The following is a 23652-nucleotide window of genomic DNA, read 5'->3' as shown; positions in this document are numbered from 1 at the left end:
AAAATTTCCCCAAATGAAACAAGCACTTGCGCGCGGAAATATCTGACCCGCTGTTCATTAGTGTTGTATTCTTACCCTTTTCGGCCCGGACAAACGGCCCCCTCACAAGCAGAGATTGACCTTTCTGCACTACAATACGGCATTCTCGAAAAATGAACAGTGCCGTGCCTAATCTTGTCGAAATCCGCAATCTCCACTTTGCCTATGGTGACCGTTCGATCCTGTCGAACCTGAACATGGACTTCCCGCGCGGGAAAGTGATCGCCGTGATGGGCGGTTCCGGCTGCGGCAAGACCACGGTGCTGCGCCTGATCGGCGGCCAGATCCGCCCGCAAAAAGGCGAGGTCAAGGTCGCCGGCGAAGTCGTGCACGAACTCGATACCGACGGCCTGTACCGGCTGCGCCGCAAGATGGGCATGCTGTTCCAGTTCGGCGCGCTGTTTACCGACCTGTCGGTGTTTGAAAACGTCGCCTTCCCGCTGCGCGAGCATACCAACCTGCCTGACGAACTGATTCGCGACCTGGTGCTGATGAAGCTCAACGCCGTGGGCCTGCGCAATGCCGCGATGCTCAAACCGGCCGAGATTTCGGGCGGCATGGCGCGCCGCGTGGCCGTGGCCCGCGCCGTCGCGCTCGACCCGGAATTGGTGATGTATGACGAACCGTTCGCCGGCCTCGACCCGATCTCGATGGGCGTCACCGCCAACCTGATCAAGCGCCTCAACGAAGCGCTCGGTTCCACCTCGATCCTGGTCTCGCACGACGTGCATGAGTGCTTTGCGATCGCTGATTATGTCTACTTTATGTCTGCTGGAAAAATTGTGGCCCAAGGTACGCCAGCTGACCTGCGCGTCTCCGACGACCCGTACGTGAAGCAATTCGTCAATGCCCAGCCCGACGGACCCGTGCCCTTCCACTATCCCGGCAAGTCGCTGGCCGACGACCTGGGTTTGGGAGCGCCGGCATGATCGTTCTCGACTGGATTGCCGCCATCGGCCGCTACCTGCGCGAGGGCGTGGAAAGCGTGGGCTTTGCCACCCGCTTCTTCCTGAACCTGCTGGGCGTGTCGCCCGGCGCGTTCCGCCGTCCGGGCCTGATTTCCGAGCAGACTCACTTCATCGGCAACTACTCGCTCGTTATCATCATTGTCTCCGGCTTGTTCGTCGGCATGGTGCTGGGCCTGCAGGGTTACATCACGCTCACGCCCTACGGGGCGGAACAAAAGCTTGGCCAGGTGGTCGCATTGGCATTGGTGCGCGAATTGGGTCCGGTCGTCACGGCACTGCTGTTTGCCGGCCGCGCCGGTACCTCGCTGACCGCGCAGATCGGCTTGATGAAAGCCGGCGAGCAATTGTCAGCGATGGAAATGATGGCCATTAATCCTGTGCAGCGCGTGCTGGCGCCCCGTTTCTGGGCCGGCGTGATCGCCATGCCGATCCTGGCAACGATTTTCAGCGCGGTTGGCGTGCTCGGCGGCTATCTGGTCGGCGTGCAACTGATCGGCGTGGACGAAGGCGCCTTCTGGTCGCAGATGCAAGCCAATGTGGATGTCCAGGCCGATGTGATGAACGGCGTGGTCAAGAGTTTTGTGTTCGGCATTGCGGTGACGTTTACCGCACTGTTCCAGGGTTACCACGCCCAGCCGACACCGGAAGACGTTTCGCGCGCCACCACGCGTACCGTGGTGATTGCGTCGCTGATGGTCTGGGGTCTGGACTTCGTGATGACCGCAATCATGTTTAACAAATAAGCACATAATCAAACAAACCTGAATCCGGCGCGGCTGCCGCACCGAATAACAAGTATTAGGAAATAAAAATGCATCGTAAATCTGTCGACGTCTGGGTTGGAATGTTTGTCCTGCTGGGACTGGCCGCACTGTTGTTTCTCGCACTCAAGGCGGGCAATATGAGCACCCTATCCTTTGCCAATACCTACGCCATCACCGGCAAGTTCGACAACATCGGCGGCCTCAAGCCGCAGGCGCCCGTCAAGAGCGCAGGTGTTGTTGTGGGGCGCGTCGGCGACATCAAGTTTGATGACAAGACTTTCCAGGCGCTGGTAACCTTGGAACTGGAAGCGGGCTATAAATTTCCAAAAGATAGCTCCTTGAAAATTCTCACTGCCGGCCTGTTGGGTGAGCAGTACATCGGTATTGAAGCGGGCGGCGACACGGTCAACCTGGCCAATGGTGACAAGATTTCCCGCACCCAGTCGGCCACGGTACTGGAAGACCTGATCAATCAGTTCATCTACAGCAAGGCCGCCGACGGCAAAGAAGAAAAGAGCGCAAAATGACTTTAGCTAAACTGGGCGCCCTGGCGGCGCTGGCCCTGTCCCTGACGGGTTGTGCATCAATGGGCGAAAAAGACCCGTACGAAAAGTTTAATCGTTCGGTATTTACGTTCAACGATGCGATCGACCGTAACGCGCTCAAGCCGGCCGCAACTGCTTACAAAAAGGTGTTGCCGTCGTTCGTGCAAACGGGCGTCAACAACTTCTTTTTCAACCTGTCCGACGTCTGGAGCAGCGCCAATAACCTGATGCAGGGCAAGGGCGAACGCGGCCTGTCCGACTTCACCCGGGTGATCATCAATTCCACTTTCGGCCTGGGTGGCCTGATCGATATCGCGTCTGACGCAGGCCTGCAGCGCCATACGGAAGACTTCGGCCAGACCCTCGGTTATTGGGGCGTACCGCCCGGTCCTTACGTGATGCTGCCGCTGCTCGGGCCGTCCACGCTGCGCGATACCGCCGCGTTGCCGCTCGACATTGCGGGGGATCCCTGGGGTTATGGTATATCCTCTCGTGCACGCAACATCGGTACGCTGGTCAGGGTAGTTGATCAGCGTGCCGTGTTACTGGACGCGAGTAATATTCTGGAAGGCGCTGCCTTGGACCGCTACGAATTTATCCGTGACGGCTATCTGCAGCAGCGTAAGAGTAAGGCATTCGATGGCGAAGGCTCGCGCGCCGAAGCGAAAGAAGCGCGCAAGGAAGATTCGGATGCCGTGCCTGATGCCAAGGCGATCGCCGCGGCCTACGCCGACGACGAAGACCCGCAACCAGCGCCCAAGGATGGCGTCAAGGTTGCACCGAAAGGCGTTGACAAGAATGCTGCGAAGGAAAACGGCAAGCCTGTGTCATCCGAAACTGTCACCAAGTAGTTAACAGGGGAACTGAACCCGCCTCATCGGGTTGCGGCCTTCCTAAATTGCAACTATTCAGAAAAGAGCTTATGAAACTGATCAAACAACTTATCGCCGTCGCCACTGTCGCGCTAGCCACCAACGCCATTGCCGCTCCTGCCGAAGCACCGGACGCGCTCGTCAAGCGCATCAGCGCCGACGTCATCGACACGGCCAAGAACGACAAGGATATCCAGGCCGGCAATCAAAAGAAAGTCATGGACCTGGTCGAGAGCAAGATCTTGCCGCACGTCGATTTCCAGCGCATGACTTCGCTGGCAGCCGGCCGCCACTGGCGCACCGCTACGCCTGAGCAGCAAAAGCAGCTGTCCAACGAGTTCCGCACCCTGCTGATCTTTACGTACTCGGGCGCGCTGTCGCAGATCAAGAATGAAACCGTCGAGTTCAAGCCGCTGCGCGCCGACCCGGCCGACCAGGAAGTGGAAGTGCGTTCGTCGGTCAATGTTGCCCGTGGCGAGCCTGTGACGCTGAACTATCGCCTGGCCAAGGGTCCGCAAGGCTGGAAAATCTTTGACATCAATGTGCTTGGCGCATGGCTGGTCGAGACCTACAAGGGTACGTTCGCCACTGAAATTGGCAAGTCCGGTATCGATGGCTTGATCAAGGCCTTGGCCGAGCGTAACAAGAAGCTGGCCGACAAGCCGCTGAAGTCGCCAAAGTAAAGCCGGCAAGCCATGTCTCAGACCAACAAGCTGGAAAGCATCGAAACCCTGACCGTCATAAACGCCACCGCGGCGCTGGGCCAGGGTCTCGCTGCCATCAAGGGCGGCCAGACCGTGTTCGACTTCGGTTCCGTGAAAACGGCCGACTCGTCCGCAGTCGCGGTGCTGTTGGCGTGGAAACGCGCTGCCCGCAAGTCGGGCGTTGCGCTGTCGTATGTTAATTTGCCGGCCAGCTTGATCAGCCTGTCGGCGCTGTACGGTGTCGATGCCTTGCTGGTGGATACGCCCGCCAATTTGCAGCACCATTGATCCTGCCTTTTATGTACCGAACCATGTGCCGCAACGGTGCCTGGTTCGGGACATGTCTATACGAGCTGTTATTGCTGGCTCACTTCATTACCCCCCGATATCACCTATAATTGACGGCTCACCTCGTCGCGCACCTCCTTATACAGTGGCATGCTGTATATACAACAACTACTACTTAAAGCATGACAGCGATTCAGATTAACAGCGTCGAAAAAAGCTACAAGTCCCTCAAGGCCTTGGCCGGCGTTACCCTGACGATTGAAGAAGGCGAATTCTTCGGACTGCTCGGGCCCAACGGCGCCGGCAAGACCACGCTCATCTCGACTATCGCAGGCCTGATCCGGCCCGACGCGGGCAGCGTCAAGATCCATGGCCACGACGTCATCACCGACTTTCGCGCCGCGCGCGGCAAGCTTGGCGTGGTGCCGCAGGAACTGGTGTTCGATCCCTTCTTCACGGTGCGCGAAACGCTGCGCCTGCAGTCGGGCTATTTCGGTCTGAAGAACAACGACAAGTGGATCGACGAGGTCATGGACAACCTGGACCTGACCAACAAGGCCGACGTGAATATGCGCGCCCTGTCCGGCGGCATGAAGCGGCGCGTGCTGGTGGCCCAGGCACTGGTGCACAAACCGCCCGTGATCGTGCTCGACGAGCCGACCGCCGGGGTCGACGTGGAGCTGCGCCAGACGCTGTGGAAGTTCATCTCGCGCCTGAACCGCGAAGGCCACACCGTGGTCCTGACCACCCATTACCTGGAAGAGGCGCAAGCCATGTGCCAGCGCGTGGCCATGCTCAAGAACGGCACCGTGGTGGCACTCGACACCATGAGCGCGCTGATTCGCCGCATCTCCGGTTCGCAGCTGATCGTGCACCTGGCGGGCGGCCAACTGCCCGACGACCTGCGCCATCTGGTCGCGCACGACGAGCAAGATAGTGGGCAGGCGAACAAATACAGCTTGCGCGTGAATGAATACGCGGAAGTCGAGCCGATTCTTGCGCGCCTGCGCCAAAGCGGCGCCGTGATCGATGAAATGCAATTGCAGCAAGCGGACCTGGAAGACATCTTCTTGCAGATCATGGACAAGGGGGCGGTATGAGTGTGTTCTCCGTCGGTTTCCAGACCTTGCTGTACAAAGAGACGCTGCGCTTTTGGAAGGTGGCCACGCAAACCGTGGCCGCGCCGGTCCTCACCGCCATGCTCTACCTGCTGATCTTCGGCCATGTGCTCGAGGGGCGCGTCAACATGCTGCCCGGCGTGAGCTACACCGCCTTCCTGATTCCCGGCCTGGTGATGATGAGCGTGCTGCAAAATGCGTTCGCCAACTCCTCGTCCTCGCTGATCCAGTCCAAGATCACCGGCAACCTGGTGTTCATTTTGCTGCCGCCGCTGTCGCACTGGGAGATCATTTCCGCCTACGTGCTCGCCTCCGTCGTGCGCGGCCTGGCGGTGGGGCTGGGCGTGTTCATCGTCACCATCTGGTTCACCAGCATGAGCTTTGCGGCGCCGGTGTGGATCATCGTGTTCGCGCTGCTGGGCGCGGCCATCCTGGGCACCATGGGCCTGATCGCCGGCATCTGGGCCGAAAAATTCGACCAGCTGGCCGCTTTTCAGAACTTCCTGATCATGCCGGCGACGTTTTTGTCGGGCGTGTTCTATTCGATCAAGTCGCTGCCGCCGTTCTGGCAGGCGGTGTCGCACTTCAATCCCTTCTTCTACATGATCGACGGTTTTCGCCACGGGTTCTTCGGCCAGTCCGACATTTCGCCGTGGACCAGCCTGGCCATCGTGTCGGTGTTCTTCGCGCTACTCGCGGGGATCGCCATCAATCTGCTCAAGCGCGGCTACAATCTGCGCCACTAACATCAGCCAAGACAAGGAAACCTCGTGACCACCACTCCCGAACTGATTCACGGCTACATCCAGGCCGGCCTCGAATGCACCCACCTTGAAGTGGACGGCGACGGCCAGCACTTCAACGCCCTGATCGTCTCGCCCGCATTTGCCGGCAAGCGCCCGATCCAGCGCCACCAGCTGGTCTACGCCGCGCTGGGCGAGCGCATGCGCGAAGAGATCCACGCCCTGTCGATGAAGACACTCACCCCCGACGAATACCAAGGATAAGACATGGACCAGCTCAAGATCGTCGGCGGCAAGCGCCTTGATGGGGAAATCAGCATTTCGGGCGCGAAGAACGCGGCGCTGCCTATCCTGTGCGCGGGCCTGTTGACGGCCGGCGACCTGGTGCTGACCAACGTGCCGCGCCTGCACGACGTCAAGACCATGTTGAAACTGCTGGCCAAGACCGGCCTGAAGGTGGACCAGGTCGCCGACGAACAGGTGACCTTGAACGGCAGCGCCATCGACACGCTCGAAGCGCCCTACGAACTGGTGAAAACCATGCGCGCCTCGATCCTGGTGCTCGGCCCCCTGCTGGCGCGCTTTGGCGAAGCGAAGGTGTCGCTGCCGGGCGGCTGCGCGATCGGCTCGCGCCCCGTGGACCAGCACATCAAGGGCTTGCAGGCGCTGGGCGCCGAGATCACCATCGAAGGCGGCTACATCTACGCTAAGTGCAAAAAGCTCAAGGGCGCGCGCATCCACACCGACATGATCACCGTGACCGGCACCGAGAACCTGCTGATGGCCGCCACCCTGGCCGAAGGCGAGACGATTCTGGAAAACGCCGCGCGCGAGCCGGAAGTGACGGACCTGGCCAACCTGCTGGTGAAAATGGGCGCCAAAATCGAAGGCATCGGCACCGACCGCCTGGTGATCCAGGGCGTGCCCGAACTGCATGGCGCCAGCCACGCCGTGATCTCGGACCGGATTGAAGCGGGCACGTTTTTGTGCGCCGTGGCGGCCACCGGCGGCGACATCCTGCTCAAAAACACTCGCACCGACATTTTTGACGTGGCGCTCGACAAGCTGCGCGACATTGGCGTGGTAATGACGTCCGGCCCGGACTGGATCCGCGCGCAAATGAGCGGCCGTCCCAAGCCGGTGTCGTTTCGCACCACTGAATACCCGGGCTTCCCAACCGACATGCAGGCGCAGTTCATGGCCGTCAACGTGATCGCCGCCGGCACCAGCCGCGTGACCGAGACCATTTTCGAAAACCGCTTCATGCACGTGCAGGAAATGGTGCGCCTGGGCGCGTCGATCTCGACCGAAGGCAACACCGCCTTCATCAAGGGCGTCGACCACCTGATCGGCGCGCCCGTCATGGCGACCGACCTGCGCGCCTCGGCCTCGCTGGTGATCGCCGCCATGGCCGCCCGTGGCGAAACCATCATCGACCGCATCTATCACCTCGACCGCGGCTACGACCGCATGGAAGTGAAGCTGTCGGCGGTGGGCGCCGATATCGTGCGCGTCAAATAACCGATATTACGTAAAGCGAGAGCGATGAACCCATTTAGCACCATCCCGGCCAGTTCGCAGCTCATTCTTGCGCTGTCGAAGGGCCGCATTTTCGAGGACACGCTGCCGCTGCTGGCCTCGGCCGGCATCACCGTGCTGGAAAATCCGGAAACGTCGCGCAAACTGATTTTGGCGACCAACGACCCGAACGTGCGCGTGATCATCGTGCGCGCCTCCGACGTGCCCACCTACGTGCAGCACGGCGCGGCCGACTTTGGCGTGGCCGGCAAGGACGTGCTGCTCGAACACGGCGGCGAAGGCCTGTACCAGCCGATTGACTTAAATATCGCCAAGTGCCGCATGTCGGTCGCGGTGAACGCGGGCTTTGACTACGAAAAGGCCGTGCGCACCGGCGCGCGCTTGCGCGTGGCCACCAAGTTCGTCGAAACGGCGCGCCAGCATTTTGCCTCCAAGGGCGTGCACGTGGACCTGATCAAGCTGTATGGCTCGATGGAGCTCGCGCCCATTGTCGGCCTGTCGGACGCCATCGTCGACGTGGTCTCGACCGGCAGCACGCTGCGCGCCAACAATTTGGTGGAAGTCGAAGAAATCATGGACATCTCGTCGCGCCTGGTCGTCAACCAGGCCGCGCTCAAGCTCAAGCGCGAGCGTTTGCAACCCATCCTCGAGGCGTTCGAACGCGCCGCGAAGTTGAAAAACTAAACTGAAGAACTCAAGTCAAGCTTATGTCGCTACAGATCCGCAAACTCGATTCGGCCCAGCCGGACTTCAAACAACGCTTGGCGACGCTGCTCGCTTTTGAAGCGCACGCCGATGAAGCGCTCGAACAAGCCGTAGCGGCCATTTTGCATGATGTGAAAACCCGCGGCGACGCCGCTGTCCTCGAGTACACCAACCGCTTCGACCGCATCCCTGGCGGCGCCCAAAGCATGGCCCACTTCGACGTTGGCCAGGCTGAACTCGACGCCGCGCTCGCGTCGCTGCCGCTGGCCCAGCGCGCCGCCCTGCAGACGGCGGCCGAACGTATCCGCGTGTTCCACGAGCGCCAGAAGCAGGAGCTCGGCGGTTTTACCTATACCGAGCCTGACGGCACCGTGCTGGGCCAGAAAATCACCCCGCTCGACCGGGTCGGCATTTACGTCCCGGGCGGCAAGGCGGCCTACCCGTCGTCGGTGCTGATGAACGCCATTCCCGCGCACGTGGCGGGCGTGCAGGAAATCATCATGGTGGTGCCTACGCCCGACGGCATCAAGAACCAGATGGTGCTCGCCGCGGCCGCTATTGCGGGCGTGACGCGCGTGATCACCATCGGCGGCGCGCAAGCGGTGGCCGCTCTCGCCTACGGCACGGCCAGCATCGCCCCGGTCGACAAGATCGTCGGCCCCGGCAACGCCTATGTGGCCGCGGCCAAGCGGCGCGTGTTTGGCACCGTGGGCATCGACATGATTGCCGGTCCGTCCGAAATCCTGGTGCTGTGCGACGGCACCACCGACCCGGACTGGGTGGCCATGGACCTGTTTTCGCAGGCCGAGCACGATGAGCTGGCGCAGGCGATCATGCTGTGCCCCGACGAAGCCTACATTGCCAGGGTCGAAGCGAGCATCCACAAGCTGCTGCCGAGCATGCCGCGCAGTGACACCATCCGCACCTCCCTGACCGACCGCGGCGCGCTGATCAAGGTGCGCGACATGACTGAAGCGTGCGAGATCGCCAACGCGATCGCCGCCGAACACCTGGAAATTTCGGCCGACAATCCGCAGCAGTGGGCCGACCAGATCCGCCACGCGGGCGCCATATTCCTGGGCCGTTTTTCGTCCGAATCGCTGGGCGACTATTGCTGCGGCCCGAACCACGTGCTGCCCACGTCGCGCACGGCGCGCTTTTCGTCGCCGCTGGGCGTGTACGACTTCCAGAAGCGTTCATCGATCATTTTTGTCAGCGAAGCGGGGGCGCAAACCTTGGGCAAAGTTGCCGCCGAACTGGCCTACGGCGAAGGCTTGCAGGCGCACGCCCTCAGCGCCGAACTGCGTCTGACGCGCCTGCCATGAGCGCGCCCTGGATCAACCAGGTGTTTTGCGAGGATGCGCTGGAAGGCCTGGCGCGCATTCCCGACGGCGCCATCGATCTGATCCTGACCGATCCGCCCTACAACCTGGGCAAGGACTACGGCAACGACTCGGACCAGCAAAGCGTGGCCGCCTACCTGGCCTGGACCGAGGACTGGATCACCAAGGCGCTGCCCAAGCTCAAACCGAACGGCAGCCTGTATATCTTTTTGACGTGGCGCTTTTCGCCCGAGATTTTCGTGATGCTCAAGCAGCGCATGACGATGATGAACGAGATCATCTGGGACCGGCGCGTACCCTCGATGGGCGGCAGCGTGCGCAGCTTTACGTCGGTGCACGACACGATCGGCTTTTTCGTCAAGCGCAAGGACTATTATTTCGACCTGGACGCGGTGCGCATTCCATACGACGCCGAGACAAAAAAGGCGCGCTCGCGCTCCATTTTCGTCGGCGCCAAGTGGCTCGAGCAGGGCTACAACCCGAAGGATTTGTGGAGCGTCTCGCGTCTGCACAAGGAGCATCCCGAGCGCGAAGACCATCCGACCCAAAAGCCGCTGGAAATCATCGAGCGCATGGTCAAGGCATCGTGTCCGCAGGGCGGCGTGGTGCTCGACCTGTTCCTGGGCAGCGGCACCACGGCGATGGCGGCCAAGAACTGCGGGCGCGATTTTGTCGGCTTTGAACTGAACCCCGATTACTGCGAGGTGATCCGCAACCGCCTGGCCGCGCCGCAAGACCAGGCGCCCAAGCCGGCGAAAACCAAGCCAGCCCGCAAACCAGCCTCCAAGCCGGACCCGGAAAACCTGAACCTCGAACTGCCGCTGATGGAGAGCTGACATGCCTTTTCTCGACAAACTGATTGCCAATACCATCCGCGACGTCGTGCGCAACGACGAGTCGTACCACGTGCCCGATTCCACCGGCTTCATCAAGCTCGACGCGATGGAAAACCCGTACGCGCTGCCGCTGCACATGCGTGCCGAACTGGGCCGGCGCCTGGCCGACGCGGTGCTGAACCGCTATCCGGTGCCAAGCTATGCAAGCCTCAAGCACAAGCTGTGCGCCCGCATGGGCGTGCCGCACGGGTACGACGTGATCTTGGGCAATGGGTCGGACGAATTGATTTCCATGATCGCCACCGCGATTACCGGCGGCCAGCGCCGGCCCGTGATCATGGCGCCGGTGCCGGCGTTCGTGATGTTCGCGCGCACCGCCATGCTGGCCGGTTGCGAATTTGTCGGCGTCCCCTTGCGCGAAGACTTCACGCTTGACAAGGACGCCATGCTGGCCGCCATCCGGGAGCACCGCCCGGCCGCCGTGTTTCTCGCCTACCCGAACAACCCGACCGGCAACCTGTTCGATGAAAACGACATCGTCGAGATCATCCAAGAGCTGGGCGAGCGGGGCATTGCCATCCTCGACGAAGCGTACGCGCCGTTTGCGCGCTCGAGCTTCATGGCGCGCCTGCCCGAGTTCGAGAACATGATTGTCATGCGCACCGTGTCCAAGCTGGGCCTGGCCGGCATCCGGCTCGGCTACATGTCGGCGGCGCCCGCGCTGCTGGCGCAGTTTGAAAAAGTGCGCCCGCCCTACAACATCAATGTGCTGACCCAGCTGGCGGCGGAGTTTGCGCTCGACCATATCGACCTGCTCAACGAGCAGGCCGCCCTGATCGTGGCGGCGCGCGGCGCGCTGGCCGCCGAGCTGAGTGCACTTCCCGGCGTGACGGTGTACCCGTCCTCGGCCAATTTTCTCCTGGTGCGCGTGCCCGACGCGGGGGCGACGATCACGCAACTCAATGCGGACAAGGTCCTTGTCAAAAATGTGAGTAAAATGCACGAGACGCTTGCCAACTGCATCCGTGTGACCGTGAGTACGCCCGAAGAAAATGCCGCCTTCCTGGATGCCTTCAAGGCATCGCTGATGCCCCAATCTTAAGCTTACCAATCTTCAGCTTACCAACAATCGAGCAAACGTCCATGACCCGCACCGCAGAAATTACGCGCAACACCAACGAGACGCAAATCCGCGTCGCCATCAACCTTGACGGCACCGGCATTCAAAAGCTCAATACGGGCGTGCCCTTTCTTGACCATATGCTCGACCAGATCGCGCGCCACGGCCTGATCGACCTGGACATCGAATGCGTGGGCGACCTGCACATCGACGCCCACCATACCGTCGAAGACACCGGCATCACGCTCGGCATGGCGGTCGCCAAGGCGATCGGCGACAAGAAAGGCATCCGCCGCTATGGCCACGCCTATGTGCCGCTGGACGAAGCGCTCTCGCGCGTGGTGATCGACTTTTCCGGCCGTCCCGGCCTTGAAATGCACGTGCCCTGGAAGCGCTCGATGATCGGCGCCTTCGACGTCGACCTGGCGCATGAGTTTTTCCAGGGCTTCGTCAACCACGCGCTGGTGTCCCTGCACATCGACAACTTGCGCGGCGAGAATGCCCACCACCAGTGCGAAACCGTGTTCAAGGCCTTTGGGCGCGCGCTGCGCATGGCGGCCGAACTCGATGCACGCTCGGCCGGCACGATTCCTTCCACCAAGGGCAGCCTCTGAGCGTCGTCGCGCCGGATTGAAAATCTATGAATAAAATTGTTGTGGTCGACGGCATGGGCAATTTGCGCTCGGTGGCGCAAGCGCTGCGCGCCGTCGCACCGGAAGCGAATGTGATTGTATCGAGCAACCCGGCCGATATCGACAGCGCCGACCGCGTGGTGCTGCCGGGCCAGGGCGCCATGCGCGACTGCATGGCCACGCTGCGCGCGGCGGGCCTGGAACCGGCGCTGCGGCGCGCCGCCGCCACCCGGCCCTTGATGGGCGTGTGTGTGGGCGAGCAAATGCTGTTTGACATCAGCGACGAAGGCGATGAGCCGGGCCTGGGCCTGATGCCTGGCAAGGTCGTGCGTTTTCAGCTGGACGGCAAGCTGCAGGCCGATGGTTCGCGCTTCAAGGTTCCGCAGATGGGCTGGAACCGCGTCAAGCAAGTGCGGTCACACCCGATGTGGGAAGGCGTTGCCGACGACGCGTATTTCTATTTTGTGCACAGCTACTATGTGCAGCCGGCCGATGCAGCACTGGTTGCCGGCGAAACCGACTACGGGCAGCCGTTTTGCTGCGCCGTGGCGCGCGACAATATTTTTGCGACCCAGTTTCACCCGGAGAAAAGCGCCGCGGCGGGACTACAGATGTACAAGAACTTCGTTCACTGGAATCCTTGATTTCCAACCTAACCTTTAAGACAAACGATCATGCTGCTTATTCCTGCCATCGACCTCAAAGACGGTCACTGCGTGCGCCTCAAACAGGGCGACATGGAACTTGCCACCGTCTTTTCCGAAGACCCTGCCGAGATGGCGCTGCACTGGCTCAAGCAAGGCGCGCGCCGCCTGCATCTGGTGGACCTGAACGGCGCCTTTGCCGGCAAGCCGAAGAACGAGCCGGCCGTCAAATCCATCTTGCAAGTGGTGCAGGCGTTCGCGCTCGAGAACGACATCGATGAAATTCCCGTGCAGTTGGGCGGCGGCATCCGCGACCTCGACACCATCGAGCGCTATCTGGACGACGGCATCACCTACATCATCGTGGGCACGGCGGCGGTGAAAAATCCCGGGTTCTTGCACGACGCCTGCGGCGCCTTCCCGGGCAGCATCATTGTCGGTCTGGACGCCAAGGACGGCAAGGTTGCCACCGATGGCTGGAGCAAGATGTCCGGCCACGAAGTGATCGATCTGGCCAAGAAGTTTGAAGCCTATGGCGTGGAATCGATCATCTATACCGACATCGGCCGCGACGGCATGATGGGCGGCATTAATATCGAGGCGACCGTCAAGCTGGCGCAGGCCGTGCGCATTCCCATCATCGCCTCGGGCGGGCTGCACAATATCGGCGACGTCGAAGCGCTGTGCGCGGTGCAGGAAGAAGGCATCGAAGGGGTGATCTGCGGGCGTTCGATCTACGAAGGCACCATCAACCTGGCCCAAGCGCAAGCGCGCGCCGACGAACTGAGTGAAGGCGATTTGGCCTAAAGGCTAAGAAAATCTTATGCTTGCAAAACGAATCATTCCGTGCCTGGACGTGACCGATGGCCGCGTCGTCAAGGGCGTCAATTTCACCGAGTTGCGCGATGCGGGCGACCCGGTGGAAATCGCGCGCGGCTACGACGAGCAGGGCGCCGACGAAATCACCTTCCTCGACATCACGGCCACCTCCGACAACCGCGACCTGATTTTGCACATCATTGAAGCGGTGGCCTCGAAAGTGTTCATCCCGCTGACCGTCGGCGGCGGCGTGCGCAAGGTGGAAGACGTGCGCCGGCTGTTAAATGCCGGCGCCGACAAGGTCAGCATGAATACGTCGGCGGTGACCAATCCCGAACTGGTGTTTGACGCCTCCCAAAAGCATGGCTCGCAATGCATCGTCGTGGCCATTGATGCCAAGCAGGTAGCGCCCGGCAAGTGGGAAGTCTTCACCCACGGCGGGCGCAAAGCCACGGGGCTGGACGCGATCGCCTGGGCCATGAAGATGGAAAGCCTGGGCGCCGGCGAAATCCTGCTCACCAGCATGGACCGCGACGGCACCAAGATCGGCTTCGACCTTGGTTTGACGAGCGGCGTGTCGAACGCGGTGGGGATTCCCGTGATCGCCTCGGGCGGCGTGGGCGGCCTGCAGGATTTGGCCGACGGCATCAAGATTGGCCGTGCCGATGCGGTGCTGGCGGCGAGCATTTTCCACTTCGGGAAGCATACGGTCCAGGAAGCGAAGCGCTTCATGGCCGCGCAAGGTATTCCCATGAGGCTAGATTAATATGGCCCCCCGCGTGCGCGAGGGCGATGCGAGGAGCAATTATGCCTAATGGAACGATTGCAAGTGCCGCGAATGCGAAGTGGCTCAAGAAGGTCAAGTGGGATGAGAACGGCCTGGTGCCGGTGATCGCGCAGGAAGCAGGATCGAACGACGTGCTGATGTTTGCCTGGATGAACCGCGACGCCTTGTCAAAAACAGTCGAGTTGGGTGAAGCGGTGTACTGGAGCCGTTCGCGCAAGAAACTCTGGCACAAGGGTGAAGAGTCGGGCCACACGCAAAAAGTGCTGGAAATTAGGCTCGATTGCGACGAAGACGTGGTGCTGCTGAAAATCGAGCAAAAGGGCGGCATTGCTTGCCACACGGGGCGCCACTCGTGCTTCTATCAAAAATTCGATGGCGACGCCAAGAGCGGCGACTGGCAAGTGACCGACCCGGTGCTGCAAGACCCCGCGACCATTTACACCACACCGAAGAAATAACCATGAGCATTACACTTTCCCGGCTGGCCGCGGTCATCGAGTCGCGCAAAATTGAAAACGGCGGCGACCCGGCCGCATCGTACGTGTCGCGCCTGTTTGCCAAGGGCGACGACGCCATCCTGAAAAAGATTGGCGAAGAAGCGACCGAGCTGGTCATGGCCGCCAAGGATGCGCGGGTGGACGGTGACACCAGCAAGGTGCTCTACGAATGCGCCGACCTGTGGTTCCACTCGCTGGTGATGCTGGCCAACTTCAACCTGACGCCCCAGCAAGTATTGGATGAACTGGCGCGGCGCGAAGGCGTGTCCGGCATCGAAGAAAAAGCTGCCCGCAAGGACGAATTGCGCGACGCCCTCGAGACTGACAAACACTAATCCGGAGCATTCGTGGACAACTGCCTCTTTTGCAAAATCGCCTCAAAACAGATTCCCTCGACCATCGTCTTTGAAGATGACGAGTTGCTGGCATTCAAGGATATTCACCCTGCGGCGCCGGTGCACCTGCTCATCATTCCCAAGCAGCACATAGCCACCCTGTCCGACTGCAACGGCACCCATACCCCACTGTTGGGCAAGATGCTGTCGCTGGCGCCCAGGCTGGCCGCCGAGCACGGCTGCGCCGTCACCTTCGACGCCGACGGCACGCCGGGCGGTGGCTACAAGACATTGATCAACAGTGGTCCTGACGGCGGGCAAGAGGTGTACCATCTGCACGTGCACCTGATTGGCGGCGCCCACCCGTGGAAAGGCCAGCGCTAATCCCTTCACAGCGCACTTCAGACCCCGGTGGAGATCGCGGATATTATTTTCACGGAACAATATTTGTTCGCGCGGGTGGGCGTTAGGGCACGCAGGGCATGCATCGCGTAAAATACCCGCTTAGGCTTGACGATTTCAGGCGTGTTCGCCTGGCAAGGAGAAAATGATGGGTGGATTGAGTATTTGGCACTGGGTAATCGTGCTGCTGGTCGTGGTACTGGTGTTCGGCACCAAAAAGCTGGGCAATATGGGTGGCGACATCGGCAAGGCTGTCAAAGGCTTCAAGGATGGCGTCAAGGGCGAAGAGGAAAAGCCAACCGTCGTTGTCCCTCCGTCGCAAGTTGCGGACAAGACGACGATCGACGTTGAAGCGAAAGAGAAAAACAAGTTTTGATGAGCGCGCGTGTCCGCCACGCGCCTCGCTGACTTGAACACGCATGATCGATCTTGGACTCTCGAAACTCGCCATCATCGGCGTTGTCGCGCTGGTTGTCATCGGCCCTGAAAAGCTGCCGAAAGTAGCGCGCATGGCCGGCAGTTTGTATGGCCGCATGCAACGCTACCTGCACGAAGTTAAATCCGAAGTCAGCCGCGAGATCGAACTCGACGAGCTGCGTAACCTCAAAAAAGAATTCGAGGAGTCGGCCAACACCATCCGCTCCGATGTCGAATCGTCGATCAAGGAAAGTATTGACGACGTCGAGTCCGCCTGGCGCGACCTGCCCTCGTCCACGGCCCCGACCGTGGCGACCGCGAGCATGTCGGACCTCGAGCGCAAGGCGCGCGACTTCCGGCGCAAGAAACTGGTGCGCAACTCGGCCGTTCCTGGCTGGTACAAACAGCGTCACGGTGGCAAGTCGCACATTATGTCCGGCGCGGCCCGCGTCAAGAAGTTCCGTCCGCGCGCTTCCTCCACCTCTTCGTTCTTTTAAATGACAGACCACGCCCCCGTCGAAGAGACTTTCGTATCGCACCTGATTGAACTGCGCAACCGTATCGTCAAGGCGCTGATCGGCGTTGCTGTCGTGTGCGCCGCTCTGTTTGCCTGGCCCGGCGCGCGCGAAATTTATGACTTCATCGCCAGTCCAATGGTCGCCTCGCTCGGCCCCAAGTCGATGATGATTGCCACCGGCGTCATTTCGCCTTTCCTGGTGCCGATGAAGGTCACGCTGGTGCTCGCGTTTATCATCTCGCTGCCGTGGGTGTTTTATCAGATGTGGGCCTTCGTCGCGCCCGGGCTGTACCAGCATGAAAAGCGCCTGGTGCTGCCGCTGGTGCTGTCGTCCTCGCTGCTGTTCATCGGCGGCGTCGCTTTCTGCTACTTTTTCGTGTTCGGACGCGTTTTCAAATTTATTTCGTCATTCTCGCCCGACTCCATTCACATGATGCCGGACATCGAAAATTATCTCGATTTCGTCATGTCCATGTGCCTGGCCTTTGGCGCCACTTTCGAAGTGCCGGTGGTGGTGGTGATTCTGGTGCGCATGGGTATTGTCACCGTGGCCAAGCTCAAGGAAGTGCGCCGTTACGCTATCGTGGGATCGTTCGTGATCGCCGCGATCGTGACGCCGCCCGATATCGTCAGCCAGCTGGCGCTCGCTATCCCGATGTGCCTGCTGTATGAACTGGGCCTGCTGCTGGCGCCCGTTTTCGTAAAAGCGACCCAAGCCCCTGAAGATCCAAGCTGAGGAGCCGTTTATGCATGCGTGGTTGAAAACCGCCATTCCCAAACTGGCGTCGCTCGACATCGAGCGCAGCGTGACGTTCTTCGAGCAGATCGGCTTTACCCGCACCGCCGTCTATCCCACGGCCGCCATGGTCACGCGCGACAGCGTCGACATCCATTTCTGGCTGACGACCGATCCTGCGATCCCCAAATTGACGGGTTGCCGCGTCAACGTGGACGGCATCGACAAGCTGTACGCCGAATTCCAGCTGCTCGACATTATTCATCCCGACGATCCCCTCAGCGACAAGCCATGGGGATTGCGGGAATTTTCAATTCTCGATGTGGATGGCAACCTGCTGACGTTTTCCGCGCCGATCACGGCACCAGCGTAAGCAACAAGCGCACGCGCCCCTCAGTGCCGGCTGCTAAGCTCAGGCGTATGCCTGGAGACAAAACGCGCCGCCATTAAGGCGCCGGCCAAGCCAACCACAATCGCCGTCGTACTGCCTGAAAAACCCACCGCCGTGTTCCTGGCGATCTTGCCCGCCTTGGGCTTGAGCAGCTCAATGCGGCGGCTCGTCATCTGCGCGCCCAGTTCGCTCAGCCGGTCCTTTCCCAGCAAGCGCTCCGCCTGCGGCAGCAGCACCGTTTCCTCATCGGCGACGTGGTGCATCACGTCGCGCATCAATTCATGCATCAGCTTGTCATGGCGGGCGTCACTCGCCTTGGTCTGACGCAATTCGTCGATAAAGCGGCGCATCTCCATATGCTCCGGCTCGCTTTTTTGCAACACGGGGCTGTCGTCAAGGCGGCGCATGACGGGATAAAAAATTTCTTCCTCCAGCGTGGCATGTATCTCCAGTGCATCGCAGATAGTCTTTGCAAGTGCCTTCTTGACGCTGGTTTTTGCCGTGCCGGTGTATTGGTGAAACGTGACCAGCACATGCGAATGGTCGAAGCGGATCATGTCGGTAATCGACGGACTGAGTTTACTCAAAGAAAACATAGCTGTTTCTCCTTGTAGGGTCAACAGTCATCATAGCCAGTGCAGCCTGCGACGTCAGTAAGCGTTCGTCGCAGGCGCTCGTCAGCCTAGTCCTTCATGCTAGGGACAATTTCCGATGATGTAGAACCCGGCGGACGTCTGCGCCAGCGTCTTGGTGTAGAACGTATTGTCCAGCCCCATGTTCTGGTTCGAGCCGTTCGCCAGTGCATAGCCGCCGCTGTCATGCGCGCGCCCGGCCTGCACATGCGCATAGTTGGTCGCGCTCGTCGCCGTGCAGACAAAGCCCGACGTCGTCGTTCCCGTCACCACGCCCGACAATGCGCTTTCCGTGCCGCTGCCGTTGACCGACGACGCCTGGAAGTTGTAGCTGGTGCTGGCCGCCAGGCCCGTGTTGTTGAACGTGGTGCCCGTCAGCGGGGCCGGTGTGACTTTGGCGCCATTGCGGTAGACGTTGTAGCCAGTGGCGCCGCTGGCGGCACTCCACGCCAGGGCGATCGAGCTGGCGCTGTTGCCAGTGACGGCCAAACCGGCAGGTGGCTGAACCGCCGGCACGGGACCGACCAGGAACTGGCCGATGGCACATGGCGCCGAGGTCTGTCCGGTGACGCTGTCGGTTGCCGTCACGCTGCCGCTGTAGTAGCCGTTGGCAAGCGCGTAGCCGATACTGAAGCTGGCGCCGCTGCCGGCAGCCGGGTCATGCACGCCGGTCGTACCGTTCAGCACCACGCGATAGCTGCCGATGGTGCCGCTGGCCGACCCGGTCACCGTGGCGGCATTGCCCGAGACCGCGGCATTACATGCCGTCATCACAGGCGCCGCGACGGCGCTCACGCGCAAGTTGTTCTTGAACCAGAAATCCATCACGAAGCCGGGATAGCTGACTTTGGTTGCATCCACATAGTTGGCGTTCTGTCCGCCAGGGCCGGCGGGCCACGCGTGTGCCATGCCGGTCACGGTGATTTCAGACGTGCGCAATTTGCCGTTGCTGTCGGTATAGGCGATATTGCTGCCGCCGGTCGGCACCGTCACCGCCGCTGCCTTGGTGAAAGCGCCCCCGTACACGCCGCGCATGGCCGCCGCATCCATAGGGCCGTAGGCCTGGGCCACGGTGTAGTCGCCCGTGCCCCAGACCACGCTGGCTATTTGCGTTGAAAAATTCGTTGCGTTGGCGCCCGCCAGGTTCCTGCAATTGGTGGTTGCCGTCGCTGCCGTGTAGCCGGATGGCACGAAGCCGATCTGGCCGGTGGTGGTGCCCGGCGGCGGCCCGGCGTTGATGCCGGCGCCGGCAAAAATGTCCGGCGCCATGCAGGCCAGCGCCATCGTCTGGCCACCGCCCGACGACAGGCCGGTGACGTAGACTTGCTTGGGATCGATCGCGTATTGGGGATTGGTGACGAAACGGTTGATCAGATTGAGCAGGACGGCGTCGTGCCCCGATGTGCGATTGTGGTTGGTGCTGGTGTAATCCCAGCAGTGGCTGCCGTACACATTGCCGGTCGCATTTGGTGCCAGCACCACGGCGCCGTACTGGTCCGCCGCCGCCTTCCAGTTGAACCCTTTGTCCGCTGTCGAGTCAATAATATCGCCGGCCGCCGTTTGCGCGCAGCCATGCAGTACCAGTACCAGTGCACGCTTGCCGCCCAGGGTAGGTGCGCTTGCGGGCCAGTAGAAGTAGCCGGTCAGGTTGCCGCCGTTGATGCTGTCCGCCGCCCAGGTCTGGTTGGCGCTCCACGTACCGGGGCCCGCTGCCACTTGCGCCTGGGCGGACTGGGGAAGCAGGGGCAACAGGATAAGCAGCGATGCAGCGGCCCGCCGCAGAACGGCGTGTGTTGTATTTACCATTGATAGTCTCCATTATTTTCTGATTGTGAGGTGGCTTTTCGCTCTTGTGGTACGACCGTCGCGGCGCGCATTGGTGCCCGCAGCGTCAACCGATCGAATTTATTCTACGCAGTTAATAATTTCTGGATGCTAAGATTGACGGGGGGTATCGGCACGCCCTGTGTGCGAAATTGCACGGGAACGGGCAAGACTTCTCTCTCACCGGAAGGAAATCAGATGTCAGAACGCGCACTATTTGGCTTGTTAGCCGAATACAACGAGGCGATGAACACCAAGCTCTACCAGGCTGCGGGGCAGCTGTCAGCCGAGCAATTGAATGAGGACAGGGGGGCTTTTTTCGGCTCGCTGAGCGGCACCATGAACCATATTGTGGCCGGCGACACCATCTGGCTGCAGCGTTTTGCCGGCCACCCGGCCCGCTTTGCGGCGCTGCAGCCAGTGCTGGCAATGGCGGCGCCGGCCGGCTTGACGGCCATCTACAGTCGCGACCTGGCGACCTTGTCCGTGCAGCGCGGCAAGCTCGACGCGATCATCAGGCAATGGGTGGCCGGGCTGGCCGACGCCGACCTGCAGCATGTGCTGCAGTATAAAAACACCAAAGGCGTGCCGGCGCAAAAGCGCTTTTCAAGCCTGGTGCTGCACTTTTTCAATCACCAGACCCATCACCGCGGCCAGGCCAGCACCTTGCTCTCGCAGGCGGGCATCGATCTGGGCATGACGGACTTGCTGGCCTGGATTCCTAACGAGTACTAGCGTCCAGCGCCAGCGCGTATAGCGGGCTGTCCGACACGGTATTGTGGCCGGTCCCTGCAATGACGACCTGGCGCGCGATGCCCGGCTGGAAGCGCGTGAGCAGCAAGTCGGTGCTCGCGCGCGGGATGACGGCGTCGTTTTCGGCCGTCACCAGCGTGGTGGGCACCTTCACCAGCGGCGCGTAGCGCCAGGATTCGAACTTGTCGGTCATCAGATAGCGCACCGGCATGAGCGGGAACTGCCCGGCGGCCAATTCCACCATGCTGTCGTAGGGCGTGACCAGCACCAGGCGCGCCACCGGCCGCGCGCTGGCCAGGTACAGCGCCACGCCGGAGCCAAGGCTGCGACCGATCACGGTGACCTGGGCATGCCGCGCCTGAACCTGATCGAACAACGCCAGCGCGTCGGCAAACAGCGCTGCCTGGCTTGGCTTGCCCGCGCTGCCGCCGTAGCCGCGATAGTGCATCAGGTACAGCGCCTGCTGCGAAAACGCGGCAGCCAGGTCCGGCAAGCTGCCCGACACGTCCTCCGCATTGCCGCCAAAGTAGAGCACCGCGTCCGGGACCGTGAGCGCGCGCGTGGTGACATTGAGCTCACCATCGTCCACCCGCAGTTTCATGATCCCGGCCTCGCTGCCGGCGCGGCGCGGCTGGGGAAAGAAAATCAGCGAACGCTGGCTGAGGAACAGCACCAGGCAGGCGAACGCATACAGCACTGCGGCGGTGATCAGGATCCCGGCCGCGGTGCGCATCATTGCATCAGTTCCTTGATCATCTTGACCGGCGCGCTGCCGTAGCCGAGGAACTGCTCATGGAACTGCTTCAGATCGAAGCGCGCTCCGAGTGCCTGCTTGCGCTGCTCGCGCAGGTCCATGATCTCGCTGTAGCCGCTGAAGTAGCTGGTCAGCTGCACCGAACTCAGTTGCACCCGGCGCCATTTGCCGACCGCTTCGGTGTGCGACTGGAAGGCCTGGCGCTCGAGCAGGTCCATGGCCTGCGCTTCGGTCATGCCCAGCACGTGCACGCTGTAGTCGAGGATGGTGTTGGACACGGTGCGCAGGTTCCACTTGGAGTACATCAGCCACATCTCGGGCGTGTTGCCGCCGTAGCCCGACTCGAGCATCATGCGCTCGCCGTACACCGCCCAGCCCTCGACCATGGCGCCGTTGCCGAACAAGGACTTGATCAGCGACGGCGACTTGTTCGCATACACCAGCTGCGCGTAGTGGCCGGGAATGGCTTCGTGGATGTTCAGGATCGGCAGGATCCACTGGTTGTACTCGCGCAGCTGGCTGTCCGCCTGCGCCGGCGTCATGCCGTCCAGCGGCGAGACGTTGTAATAGGTGCGGTCCTGCGGCCGGTACGGTCCCGGCGCGTCGATGCTGGCCATGGCCACGCCGCGCTGGTACATCGGCGTCTCGCGCACCACCAGCGGCTTGCTGGCGTCCAGCGTGAGCAGGTTGTTCTTCACGACCCAGTCCGACAGTTCCGGAATCTGGCGCTTGACTTCAGCGACAAAGTCTTTCGGCGCCACGTGGTTGCCCGACAGGCGCTCGATCACCATGCCGATTTTTTTGGTGCGCTCGGCCGGCTTGGCCGTAGCGCCCATGACCTTGGTCCACAATTCGTCGGCCAGGGTATCCATGCGCTGCAGCAGCTGCTCGCGCGCGGCAAGCGCCTTCTGGTACATTTGCTCGGCGCTCACGCCGGCCTGGATATCATGGCCAAATTTTTGTTCGTACAGCGCCTTTCCGATGCGGAAGGAGCGCGCGTTATTCGCGGCCTGCTGTTTTTTGTCGAGCGCGCTCAAGAAGTCGACATAGCCCAGCACCGCGCTGCCGGCAGCGGCGATGCGCTGCGCGAACTGCGCTTTCTCGGCGGACGTGAGAATCGACTCTTGCGCCGCCTTGCCCAGGTCGGCCAGCACCACCAGGGTGCCGGGCGCCTGCTCGATGGCGAGCTCGGTGTGTTCGTGGGTCGGGTTGACGATGCTGGCCTGGGCCGCGCGGTAAAACGCCGGCGCCGCCTCAAGGCGCTTGGACAGCGTGCGCAAGCGCTGCGGCTTGGCCGCGTATTCGGAACCGAGAATCAGGTCGAGCGGCGCGGCAATATTGTGGGACGCCGGATTCCATTCGAATTCGCGCAACGTGGTCAGGTACCAGCGGTCTGAATTAAGCTTGTTGATCACCAGCGCATGGTCCGTGCGGCGCTTGTCGGACAGCTTTGCCGTATCAATCTTGGCAAACTTTTGCAGCCACTCGTCGATGAAGGCAAGCTGCTTTGCCCGCGTCTCAGGGCTTGGGATGGTGACGCTGGCGGCGCTGTCGTACTTGCCGACATAGATTGCGCTTTCCGGGTCCATGCGCCACAGCGCTGTCAGGAACTGCATGCTGACGGTATTGAAGCGTTTGTCGACCGAGCCTTCCGAACTGGCCGGCGCTTCGTATGGCGCGGCGACGGGTACGCTCTGCGCGCGTTCGCGCACCGGGGCAGCGGCTGCGTGGCTTTTGCCCTTGCCCGGCTTGGCCCTGGGCGCTTTGACCGCCTTGCCGGCCTTGCCCGGCTTGACCGATTTGCTGATGGTAGCCTTGCCTGCCTTCTTGGACTTGGCGGCGCCCGCAGGCGCCAGCGCGAATGTCGTCAACAGGACAGCAAGGGCGATTTTGGTTTTGATCATTGTGTGAAAGCCTCTTAAAAGATG

Annotated in this window: 30 protein-coding genes; 26 read left to right on the top strand and 4 right to left on the bottom strand. The window is 61.3% G+C overall.

The features are described from left to right. Nucleotides 1-164: 164 nt before the first annotated feature. From ACP7BV_RS10260 to ACP7BV_RS10140, 25 genes are all read left to right on the top strand, one after another. A complete protein-coding gene (locus ACP7BV_RS10260; RefSeq protein WP_426103711.1) occupies nucleotides 165-968 on the top strand; it encodes an ABC transporter ATP-binding protein in 804 nt (267 codons plus the stop codon). Further along, the gene (gene mlaE / locus ACP7BV_RS10255; protein WP_426103710.1) at nucleotides 965-1750 is read left to right on the top strand and encodes a lipid asymmetry maintenance ABC transporter permease subunit MlaE; all 786 of its coding nucleotides are present in this window, start codon (nucleotides 965-967) and stop codon (nucleotides 1748-1750) included. Before ACP7BV_RS10260 ends, mlaE begins: the two co-directional genes overlap by 4 nt. A 68-nt stretch (nucleotides 1751-1818) precedes the next feature. Then, entirely contained in the window at nucleotides 1819-2298 is a 480-nt protein-coding gene (gene mlaD, locus ACP7BV_RS10250) for an outer membrane lipid asymmetry maintenance protein MlaD (RefSeq protein ID WP_426103709.1), read from the top strand. Continuing rightward, nucleotides 2295-3167, top strand: a complete 873-nt coding sequence (locus tag ACP7BV_RS10245) for an MlaA family lipoprotein (protein WP_426103708.1) — start codon at nucleotides 2295-2297, stop codon at nucleotides 3165-3167. Before mlaD ends, ACP7BV_RS10245 begins: the two co-directional genes overlap by 4 nt. Before the next feature lie 71 nt (nucleotides 3168-3238). Further along, nucleotides 3239-3871, top strand: coding sequence for an MlaC/ttg2D family ABC transporter substrate-binding protein (locus ACP7BV_RS10240; protein ID WP_426103707.1), 633 nt, complete (start codon nucleotides 3239-3241; stop codon nucleotides 3869-3871). 12 nt (nucleotides 3872-3883) lie between these two features. Beyond that, nucleotides 3884-4180 (top strand): STAS domain-containing protein, encoded by a 297-nt coding sequence (locus tag ACP7BV_RS10235; RefSeq protein WP_426103706.1) that lies wholly within the window; start codon nucleotides 3884-3886, stop codon nucleotides 4178-4180. Between the two features lie 182 nt (nucleotides 4181-4362). Next, a complete protein-coding gene (locus ACP7BV_RS10230) occupies nucleotides 4363-5280 on the top strand; it encodes an ABC transporter ATP-binding protein (protein WP_426103705.1) in 918 nt (305 codons plus the stop codon). After that, on the top strand, nucleotides 5277-6044 hold the full coding sequence (locus ACP7BV_RS10225) for an ABC transporter permease (RefSeq protein WP_426103704.1): 768 nt from the start codon (nucleotides 5277-5279) through the stop codon (nucleotides 6042-6044). Before ACP7BV_RS10230 ends, ACP7BV_RS10225 begins: the two co-directional genes overlap by 4 nt. A gap of 24 nt (nucleotides 6045-6068) precedes the next feature. Then, nucleotides 6069-6305, top strand: coding sequence for a BolA family protein (locus tag ACP7BV_RS10220; protein ID WP_426103703.1), 237 nt, complete (start codon nucleotides 6069-6071; stop codon nucleotides 6303-6305). Between the two features lie 3 nt (nucleotides 6306-6308). Continuing rightward, nucleotides 6309-7562, top strand: coding sequence for a UDP-N-acetylglucosamine 1-carboxyvinyltransferase (gene murA / locus ACP7BV_RS10215; RefSeq protein WP_426103702.1), 1254 nt, complete (start codon nucleotides 6309-6311; stop codon nucleotides 7560-7562). A gap of 24 nt (nucleotides 7563-7586) precedes the next feature. Further along, entirely contained in the window at nucleotides 7587-8264 is a 678-nt protein-coding gene (gene hisG / locus ACP7BV_RS10210; RefSeq protein ID WP_426103701.1) for an ATP phosphoribosyltransferase, read from the top strand. 23 nt (nucleotides 8265-8287) lie between these two features. Then, nucleotides 8288-9610: a histidinol dehydrogenase gene (gene hisD, locus ACP7BV_RS10205; protein WP_426103700.1), complete on the top strand. Its 1323-nt coding sequence runs from the start codon at nucleotides 8288-8290 to the stop codon at nucleotides 9608-9610. Beyond that, the gene (locus tag ACP7BV_RS10200) at nucleotides 9607-10464 is read left to right on the top strand and encodes a DNA-methyltransferase (RefSeq protein ID WP_426103699.1); all 858 of its coding nucleotides are present in this window, start codon (nucleotides 9607-9609) and stop codon (nucleotides 10462-10464) included. The genes hisD and ACP7BV_RS10200 overlap by 4 nt, the downstream gene beginning before the upstream one ends. A gap of 1 nt (nucleotide 10465) precedes the next feature. Then, complete coding sequence (gene hisC / locus ACP7BV_RS10195) at nucleotides 10466-11566, top strand: histidinol-phosphate transaminase (RefSeq protein WP_426103698.1); 1101 nt, start codon at nucleotides 10466-10468, stop codon at nucleotides 11564-11566. 41 nt (nucleotides 11567-11607) lie between these two features. Further along, on the top strand, nucleotides 11608-12198 hold the full coding sequence (gene hisB / locus ACP7BV_RS10190; RefSeq protein WP_426103697.1) for an imidazoleglycerol-phosphate dehydratase HisB: 591 nt from the start codon (nucleotides 11608-11610) through the stop codon (nucleotides 12196-12198). A 26-nt stretch (nucleotides 12199-12224) separates the two neighbouring features. Continuing rightward, nucleotides 12225-12860 carry an imidazole glycerol phosphate synthase subunit HisH gene (gene hisH, locus ACP7BV_RS10185; RefSeq protein ID WP_426103696.1) on the top strand — a complete coding sequence of 212 codons (636 nt, stop codon included), beginning with the start codon at nucleotides 12225-12227 and terminating at the stop codon, nucleotides 12858-12860. 30 nt (nucleotides 12861-12890) lie between these two features. Next, nucleotides 12891-13667, top strand: a complete 777-nt coding sequence (hisA, locus tag ACP7BV_RS10180) for a 1-(5-phosphoribosyl)-5-[(5-phosphoribosylamino)methylideneamino]imidazole-4-carboxamide isomerase (RefSeq protein WP_426103695.1) — start codon at nucleotides 12891-12893, stop codon at nucleotides 13665-13667. A gap of 16 nt (nucleotides 13668-13683) precedes the next feature. Next, nucleotides 13684-14445 carry an imidazole glycerol phosphate synthase subunit HisF gene (gene hisF, locus ACP7BV_RS10175; protein ID WP_426103694.1) on the top strand — a complete coding sequence of 254 codons (762 nt, stop codon included), beginning with the start codon at nucleotides 13684-13686 and terminating at the stop codon, nucleotides 14443-14445. 41 nt (nucleotides 14446-14486) lie between these two features. Next, the gene (gene hisI, locus ACP7BV_RS10170; protein WP_426103693.1) at nucleotides 14487-14924 is read left to right on the top strand and encodes a phosphoribosyl-AMP cyclohydrolase; all 438 of its coding nucleotides are present in this window, start codon (nucleotides 14487-14489) and stop codon (nucleotides 14922-14924) included. Between the two features lie 2 nt (nucleotides 14925-14926). Further along, nucleotides 14927-15298, top strand: coding sequence for a phosphoribosyl-ATP diphosphatase (locus ACP7BV_RS10165; RefSeq protein ID WP_426103692.1), 372 nt, complete (start codon nucleotides 14927-14929; stop codon nucleotides 15296-15298). Nucleotides 15299-15310: 12 nt separating this feature from the next. Further along, on the top strand, nucleotides 15311-15682 hold the full coding sequence (locus ACP7BV_RS10160) for a histidine triad nucleotide-binding protein (protein ID WP_426103691.1): 372 nt from the start codon (nucleotides 15311-15313) through the stop codon (nucleotides 15680-15682). 166 nt (nucleotides 15683-15848) lie between these two features. Then, nucleotides 15849-16076 carry a Sec-independent protein translocase subunit TatA gene (tatA, locus tag ACP7BV_RS10155; protein WP_426103764.1) on the top strand — a complete coding sequence of 76 codons (228 nt, stop codon included), beginning with the start codon at nucleotides 15849-15851 and terminating at the stop codon, nucleotides 16074-16076. Nucleotides 16077-16119: 43 nt separating this feature from the next. Continuing rightward, a complete protein-coding gene (gene tatB / locus ACP7BV_RS10150; protein WP_426103690.1) occupies nucleotides 16120-16614 on the top strand; it encodes a Sec-independent protein translocase protein TatB in 495 nt (164 codons plus the stop codon). Further along, nucleotides 16615-17370, top strand: a complete 756-nt coding sequence (gene tatC, locus ACP7BV_RS10145) for a twin-arginine translocase subunit TatC (RefSeq protein WP_426103689.1) — start codon at nucleotides 16615-16617, stop codon at nucleotides 17368-17370. A 10-nt stretch (nucleotides 17371-17380) separates the two neighbouring features. Then, nucleotides 17381-17743 carry a bleomycin resistance protein gene (locus ACP7BV_RS10140; protein ID WP_426103688.1) on the top strand — a complete coding sequence of 121 codons (363 nt, stop codon included), beginning with the start codon at nucleotides 17381-17383 and terminating at the stop codon, nucleotides 17741-17743. A gap of 20 nt (nucleotides 17744-17763) precedes the next feature. Here ACP7BV_RS10140 and ACP7BV_RS10135 read toward each other — a convergent pair whose 3' ends face one another. Together ACP7BV_RS10135 and ACP7BV_RS10130 are read right to left on the bottom strand one after the other, a co-directional pair. Next, complete coding sequence (locus ACP7BV_RS10135) at nucleotides 17764-18357, bottom strand: hemerythrin domain-containing protein (RefSeq protein ID WP_426103687.1); 594 nt, start codon at nucleotides 18355-18357, stop codon at nucleotides 17764-17766. Between the two features lie 99 nt (nucleotides 18358-18456). Beyond that, a complete protein-coding gene (locus tag ACP7BV_RS10130; protein ID WP_426103686.1) occupies nucleotides 18457-20199 on the bottom strand; it encodes an extracellular catalytic domain type 1 short-chain-length polyhydroxyalkanoate depolymerase in 1743 nt (580 codons plus the stop codon). 216 nt (nucleotides 20200-20415) lie between these two features. On the opposite strand from ACP7BV_RS10130, the gene ACP7BV_RS10125 reads away from it, so the two are divergent. After that, nucleotides 20416-20952, top strand: coding sequence for a DinB family protein (locus ACP7BV_RS10125; RefSeq protein WP_426103685.1), 537 nt, complete (start codon nucleotides 20416-20418; stop codon nucleotides 20950-20952). On the opposite strand, the gene ACP7BV_RS10120 is transcribed toward ACP7BV_RS10125, so the two are convergent. Both ACP7BV_RS10120 and ACP7BV_RS10115 read right to left on the bottom strand, forming a co-directional pair. Continuing rightward, nucleotides 20939-21706 (bottom strand): alpha/beta hydrolase, encoded by a 768-nt coding sequence (locus ACP7BV_RS10120; protein ID WP_426103684.1) that lies wholly within the window; start codon nucleotides 21704-21706, stop codon nucleotides 20939-20941. The two genes, ACP7BV_RS10125 and ACP7BV_RS10120, sit on opposite strands and share 14 nt — an antisense overlap. Continuing rightward, entirely contained in the window at nucleotides 21703-23628 is a 1926-nt protein-coding gene (locus ACP7BV_RS10115; RefSeq protein ID WP_426103683.1) for a DUF885 domain-containing protein, read from the bottom strand. Before ACP7BV_RS10115 ends, ACP7BV_RS10120 begins: the two co-directional genes overlap by 4 nt. Nucleotides 23629-23652: the final 24 nt, after the last annotated feature.

This window comes from Massilia sp. TSP1-1-2, from assembly GCF_049896185.1.
Classification (GTDB): domain Bacteria; phylum Pseudomonadota; class Gammaproteobacteria; order Burkholderiales; family Burkholderiaceae_D; genus Telluria_A.
Note: the sequence above shows the minus strand (reverse complement) of the source record. Positions and strands in the feature narration are given on the sequence as shown.

What these genes read in the sequence shown, in the direction of transcription:
- mlaE (WP_426103710.1), top strand. Translation starts at nt 965, where the DNA reads ATGATCGTTCTCGACTGGATTGCCGCCATCGGCCGCTACCTGCGCGAG.
- mlaD (WP_426103709.1), top strand. Translation starts at nt 1,819, where the DNA reads ATGCATCGTAAATCTGTCGACGTCTGGGTTGGAATGTTTGTCCTGCTG.
- ACP7BV_RS10245 (WP_426103708.1), top strand. Translation starts at nt 2,295, where the DNA reads ATGACTTTAGCTAAACTGGGCGCCCTGGCGGCGCTGGCCCTGTCCCTG.
- ACP7BV_RS10240 (WP_426103707.1), top strand. Translation starts at nt 3,239, where the DNA reads ATGAAACTGATCAAACAACTTATCGCCGTCGCCACTGTCGCGCTAGCC.
- ACP7BV_RS10235 (WP_426103706.1), top strand. Translation starts at nt 3,884, where the DNA reads ATGTCTCAGACCAACAAGCTGGAAAGCATCGAAACCCTGACCGTCATA.
- ACP7BV_RS10230 (WP_426103705.1), top strand. Translation starts at nt 4,363, where the DNA reads ATGACAGCGATTCAGATTAACAGCGTCGAAAAAAGCTACAAGTCCCTC.
- ACP7BV_RS10225 (WP_426103704.1), top strand. Translation starts at nt 5,277, where the DNA reads ATGAGTGTGTTCTCCGTCGGTTTCCAGACCTTGCTGTACAAAGAGACG.
- murA (WP_426103702.1), top strand. Translation starts at nt 6,309, where the DNA reads ATGGACCAGCTCAAGATCGTCGGCGGCAAGCGCCTTGATGGGGAAATC.
- hisG (WP_426103701.1), top strand. Translation starts at nt 7,587, where the DNA reads ATGAACCCATTTAGCACCATCCCGGCCAGTTCGCAGCTCATTCTTGCG.
- hisD (WP_426103700.1), top strand. Translation starts at nt 8,288, where the DNA reads ATGTCGCTACAGATCCGCAAACTCGATTCGGCCCAGCCGGACTTCAAA.
- ACP7BV_RS10200 (WP_426103699.1), top strand. Translation starts at nt 9,607, where the DNA reads ATGAGCGCGCCCTGGATCAACCAGGTGTTTTGCGAGGATGCGCTGGAA.
- hisC (WP_426103698.1), top strand. Translation starts at nt 10,466, where the DNA reads ATGCCTTTTCTCGACAAACTGATTGCCAATACCATCCGCGACGTCGTG.
- hisB (WP_426103697.1), top strand. Translation starts at nt 11,608, where the DNA reads ATGACCCGCACCGCAGAAATTACGCGCAACACCAACGAGACGCAAATC.
- hisH (WP_426103696.1), top strand. Translation starts at nt 12,225, where the DNA reads ATGAATAAAATTGTTGTGGTCGACGGCATGGGCAATTTGCGCTCGGTG.
- hisA (WP_426103695.1), top strand. Translation starts at nt 12,891, where the DNA reads ATGCTGCTTATTCCTGCCATCGACCTCAAAGACGGTCACTGCGTGCGC.
- hisF (WP_426103694.1), top strand. Translation starts at nt 13,684, where the DNA reads ATGCTTGCAAAACGAATCATTCCGTGCCTGGACGTGACCGATGGCCGC.
- hisI (WP_426103693.1), top strand. Translation starts at nt 14,487, where the DNA reads ATGCCTAATGGAACGATTGCAAGTGCCGCGAATGCGAAGTGGCTCAAG.
- ACP7BV_RS10165 (WP_426103692.1), top strand. Translation starts at nt 14,927, where the DNA reads ATGAGCATTACACTTTCCCGGCTGGCCGCGGTCATCGAGTCGCGCAAA.
- tatA (WP_426103764.1), top strand. Translation starts at nt 15,849, where the DNA reads ATGGGTGGATTGAGTATTTGGCACTGGGTAATCGTGCTGCTGGTCGTG.
- tatB (WP_426103690.1), top strand. Translation starts at nt 16,120, where the DNA reads ATGATCGATCTTGGACTCTCGAAACTCGCCATCATCGGCGTTGTCGCG.
- tatC (WP_426103689.1), top strand. Translation starts at nt 16,615, where the DNA reads ATGACAGACCACGCCCCCGTCGAAGAGACTTTCGTATCGCACCTGATT.
- ACP7BV_RS10140 (WP_426103688.1), top strand. Translation starts at nt 17,381, where the DNA reads ATGCATGCGTGGTTGAAAACCGCCATTCCCAAACTGGCGTCGCTCGAC.
- ACP7BV_RS10135 (WP_426103687.1), bottom strand. Translation starts at nt 18,357, where the DNA reads ATGTTTTCTTTGAGTAAACTCAGTCCGTCGATTACCGACATGATCCGC.
- ACP7BV_RS10130 (WP_426103686.1), bottom strand. Translation starts at nt 20,199, where the DNA reads ATGGTAAATACAACACACGCCGTTCTGCGGCGGGCCGCTGCATCGCTG.
- ACP7BV_RS10125 (WP_426103685.1), top strand. Translation starts at nt 20,416, where the DNA reads ATGTCAGAACGCGCACTATTTGGCTTGTTAGCCGAATACAACGAGGCG.
- ACP7BV_RS10120 (WP_426103684.1), bottom strand. Translation starts at nt 21,706, where the DNA reads ATGATGCGCACCGCGGCCGGGATCCTGATCACCGCCGCAGTGCTGTAT.
- ACP7BV_RS10115 (WP_426103683.1), bottom strand. Translation starts at nt 23,628, where the DNA reads ATGATCAAAACCAAAATCGCCCTTGCTGTCCTGTTGACGACATTCGCG.